This is a genomic window from Streptomyces sp. SID3212 (genome assembly GCF_009865405.1).
In the GTDB taxonomy this organism is placed as follows: domain Bacteria; phylum Actinomycetota; class Actinomycetes; order Streptomycetales; family Streptomycetaceae; genus Streptomyces.
On record NZ_WWJY01000869.1, the window covers coordinates 1 to 4,755 of the forward strand.

Below are 4,755 nucleotides of genomic sequence, written 5' to 3' on the forward strand. Positions count from 1 at the left end.
ATCTACACCTCGGGCTCCACCGGCCGCCCCAAGGGCGTCGTCGTCACCCACGCCTCCCTGACCAACCACATGGCGTGGATGGCGGGACACCTCGGCCTTACCGACGACGACCGGGTCCTCGCCCGCACCTCGCCGAGCTTCGACGCCTCGGTGTGGGAGACCTGGCTGCCGCTCCTGCACGGCGGCTCCACCTGCCCCGTGCCGCCCGCCGCCAACCACGACCCCGCCGGACTGCTGGCCCGCATGCGCGACACGGGCGTGACCGTCGCCCAGTTCGTGCCCTCGCACCTCTCGGTCATCCTCACCGAGACCCGTCCCGACGACGCCCCCGCGACCCTGCGGGCCGTCCTGTGCGGCGGCGAACCGCTGTCCCGGTCCCTGGCGGAGCGGGCCGGGCGCGCCTGGCGTGCCGAGGTGCACAACCTGTACGGGCCCACCGAGACGACCATCGACGCCACCGCCCACCACCACCGGGACGGGGAGAGGGACGCGTCCGCGCGGGACGGGGGCGTACCGCTCGGCCGGCCCGTCGACAACACCCGCGCCCACGTCCTGGACGCCGGTCTGCGGCCGGTACCGCCGGGCGTCACCGGGGAGTTGTACCTGGCGGGGGACGGTCTCGCGCGCGGCTACCTGGGGCGCCCCGGCCTGACGGCCACGCGGTTCGTCGCCGATCCGTACGGCCCGGCCGGGAGCCGCATGTACCGTACGGGCGACCTCGTCCGGCGGGACGCCGACGGCCTGCTCACGTACGTGTCCCGCGCCGACGACCAGGTCAAGCTGCACGGCTTCCGGATCGAACTCGGCGAGATCGAGTCCGCTCTCACTGCCGTCGGATCCCTCGCCGCCGCCTGCGCCCTGGTCCGCGAGGACCGGCCGGGCGAGCGGCGCCTGGTCGCCTACACCGTTCCCGACACGGGGAGCGGCGACCTACCCCTGACCGACGCGGAGTTGCGTGCGCGGCTGACCTCGGTCCTGCCTCCGTACATGGTGCCCAGCGTGTTCGTCCCGCTCGACGCGCTGCCGCTGCTCCCCAACGGCAAGACCGACCGCCGGTCCCTGCCCGTCCCGGAGCGCCCGGCCGCCACCCGGCCGGGCGGAGAGCCGCGTACCGCGCGGGAGCGGGTCCTCTGTGACGTGTTCACCTCCGTCCTGCGCGCCCAAGAGGTCCGTACCGACGACGACTTCTTCGCGCTCGGCGGCGACAGCATCCTCTCCATCCAGCTCGTCAGCCGCCTCCGCGAGGCCGGCCTCGGGGTGACCCCGCGCGACGTCTTCGCCCACCGCACCCCCGAAGCCCTCGCGGCAGCGGCCACCGCGCTGGACCAGCAGACCGCGGCCCCCGCCGATCCGGGTACCGGCGAGCTGCCGCCGACTCCCATCATCGCCTGGCTCCTGGAACGGCCCGGCGCCATGGACGGCTACAACCAGTCCGGAGTGCTGCGCACCCCCCTGGGCGCCGACGAGGACTCCCTCCTCGCCACCGTCCAACTCCTCGTCGACCACCACGCGATGCTGCGGCTGCGGGTCACCCGTCCGGCCGGCGGCCGACCGGTCCTCGAAGCCCTGCCGCCGGACGCCGTGTCCGCCCGCGACCGCTTCACGCGCGTCGATGTCGCCGGCCTGGACGCCGACGCCACCCGCGCCGCCGTCACGGAGGCCGGCGAACAGGCCCGCAGACGCCTGCGACCCGCCGACGGGAACGTGGTCCAGGCCGTCTGGGCCGACGCCGGACCACAGGAACGAGGACGACTGCTCCTCGTCGTGCACCACCTGGCCGTCGACGCGGTCTCCTGGCGCGTCCTCGCCACCGATCTGGCCACCGCCTGGCGCACCGTTGCGGGCGGGCTCCCCGTGGCCCTGCCCCCCGTCACCACCTCCTACCGGCGCTGGGCCCAACTCCTCGCGTCCCAGGCGCGCAGTGCCCCCCGTGAGGCCGAACTGCCGCTGTGGGAAGAGGTGTTGGGGGCCCCCGATCCGCAGCTCGGATACCGGCCGCTCGACCCCCACCTGGACACCGCCGACCGCACCCGTACCCTCACCACCCACCTGCCCGCCACGTGGACAACCCCCCTGCTCACCACCGTCCCCGCCGCCTTCCACGCCGGGGTGGACGACGTCCTGCTCACCGGCTTCGCCCTCGCGGTACGCTCCTGGCGCGCCGAACGGGCCGCGGCCCGGGGCGAACACCGTCCCGCCGACACCGGCGTCCTGCTCGACCTGGAGAGCCACGGCCGCGAGCAGCTCGCCGACCACCTCGACCTGTCCCGTACGGTCGGCTGGTTCACCAGCCTCTACCCGGTCCGGCTCGACCCGGGACCCGGCGACGCCCGCGACCCCCGGCACTTCGACGCCGCCCTGGTCGAACGCGCCCTCAAACGCGTCAAGGAACAGCTGCGGACCGTCCCCGACCACGGGGTCGGCTACGGCATGCTGCGCCACCTCAACCCCGCCACCGGCCCCCGGCTGGCCGCCGCGCCCGCACCCCAGATCGGCTTCAACTACCTGGGCCGGTACGCCCATCGGTCCGAGGCACACGACGGCGGGGGCCCGGGAGCGGGCGCCGACTGGGACGTGGTGCTCGACGGCGGCGGACCGCGCAGCCAGGACCCGGACATGCCCGTCCACCACGTCCTCGACATCAACGCGCACACCGAGGACCTGCCGGAAGGGCCGCGCCTGGTGATCCGCTGGACCTGGCCCAGCGACCTCCTCAAGGAGGAGGACGTGGAGGCCCTGTCCGACACCTTCGGCCGCGCCCTGCGCGCCCTCGCCGAACACACCGAACGACCCGACGCGGGTGGCTACACGCCGTCCGACCTTCCCCTGGTCTCGCTCAACCAGGCCCAGATCGACCGACTTCAGAACAAGTGGGGTGGACGCAAGTGACCGGGTTCCAACTGGAAGACGTACTGCCGCTGACGCCGTTGCAGGCGGGCATGCACTTCCACGCGCTGTACGACTCCCACGCCGTGGACGTCTACACCGCGCAGTTCGTCTTCGACCTCGAAGGCTCCGTCAGCGTCCCCACGCTGCGCGCCGCGATCGCCGGCCTGCTGCGGCGGCACGCCAACCTGCGGGTCGGTTTCCTCCACGAGGACCTGGACGAGCCCGTGCAGGCCGTCGCCGCCGAAGTGGCCGTGCCGCTGGAGGAGTTGGACCTGACCGGGGCGGGGACCACCGCCACGGACGGGACCACTGCGGACGGGACCGGCACGGCCGGAACGGGCACGGACGGTCCGGACACGACGGCGGGCCGCCTCGCCGCGTTCCTCGCCGCCGACCGCACGCGCCGCTTCGACCTCGCCACCCCGCCGCTGATGCGGTTCACGCTGGTGCGCACCGCCCCGCGCCGCCACCGCCTGGTCATGACGAGCCATCACATCCTGCTGGACGGATGGTCGATGCCCCTGCTGGTGCGGGAGCTGTTCGAGCTGTACGCGAGCCGGGGCGACGACAGCGCCCTGCCACGCGTCGCCCCGTACCGGACCTACCTCGCCTGGCTGGCCGCGCAGGACCGTACCGCCGCTCTCGACGCCTGGCGCACCGCCCTGGCCGGGGTCGAGGCACCGACCCTGCTCGCCGGGCGCGGGGGAGCGGGTGTGCCGAGCGCCGGCGAACTGCCGGAGACCCTCGTCCTCGACCTGGACGAGGCCACCACGCTCCGGCTGCGGGAGACGGCCCGCGCCCACCGCCTCACCCTCAACACCCTGGTCCAGGGGGCCTGGGGCCTGCTGCTCGCGCACCTCACCGGACGCCGGGACGTCATGTTCGGCACCACCGTCTCCGGTCGCCCGCCGGAGATTCCCGGTATCGAGTCGATGGTCGGGCTGTTCATCAACACCGTGCCGGTACGGCTCCGCCCGGCGCCCGGCGAGACCCTGGCCACGCTCCTGACCCGGCTCCAGGAGGAGCAGGGCCGGCTCCTCGGCAGCCAGTACGTCGGCCTCACCGAGTTACGCGGCGTCACCGGACTCGACGAACTCTTCGACACCCTGGCCGTGTTCGAGAACTACCCCCTGGACGCCGAGGCCCTGCGGACCGCCCAGCAAGGGCTGCCCGATCTCGCGGTCACCGGGTTCAGCGGCACGGACGCCGCTCACTACCCGCTCACCCTCACCATCGCGCCGGGCGACGCCCTGCGGATCACCTTCGGCTACCGGGCCGCCGTCCTCGACCGCGACGAGGTGGCCCGTACCGTGGCCCGCATGCGGCGCCTGCTGGCCGTGATGGCGGAAGGACTCGACGGCCGGGCCGACGCCGTCCCCGTCCTCCTGGACGGGGAGCGTGAGGCCCTGCTCACCCAGGGACGCGGCGCCGAACTCACCGGCACCGACCTGGACATGAGCGTTCCCGACGCCGTCGCCCGGCACGCGGCCCGCCACCCGGACGCGGTGGCAGTGACGGGAGCGGCCGAGGAGTTGACGTACCGTCAGCTGACTGCTGGCGCGGACGACTTGGCCCGGACCCTCACCGGGCTCGGGATCGGCGCCGAGGACGGTGTCGGCATTCTCCTCGGCCGCTCCGCCGCCCTGGTCACCGGCTCCCTCGGAGCCCTGCGCGCGGGCGCCGCCTACGTGCCCCTGGACCCGCGCTGGCCCGTCGAGCGGCTCGTCCGGGTCGCCGAGGTGGCGGCCGTACGCGCCCTGATCGTCGACGAGTCCACCCGCTCGCACCCCTGGGTGGGACGTCTGGGACCGGACGTCACCGTGGTGACCGTCGACGCCGCGGGCCGGGTCCGGCACGGCGGCCCCG

The 4,755-nt window shown here is 74.3% G+C and carries 2 protein-coding genes; both read left to right on the plus strand.

What is annotated here, in order from left to right; all coding sequences use genetic code 11:
• Positions 1-2,889 (plus strand): non-ribosomal peptide synthetase (locus tag GT042_RS26340; protein ID WP_161311223.1); only part of this gene is annotated, 2,889 nt, incomplete at its 5' end.
• Positions 2,886-4,755 (plus strand): condensation domain-containing protein (locus tag GT042_RS26345; RefSeq protein WP_161311224.1); only part of this gene is annotated, 1,870 nt, incomplete at its 3' end. The genes GT042_RS26340 and GT042_RS26345, both read left to right, overlap by 4 nt.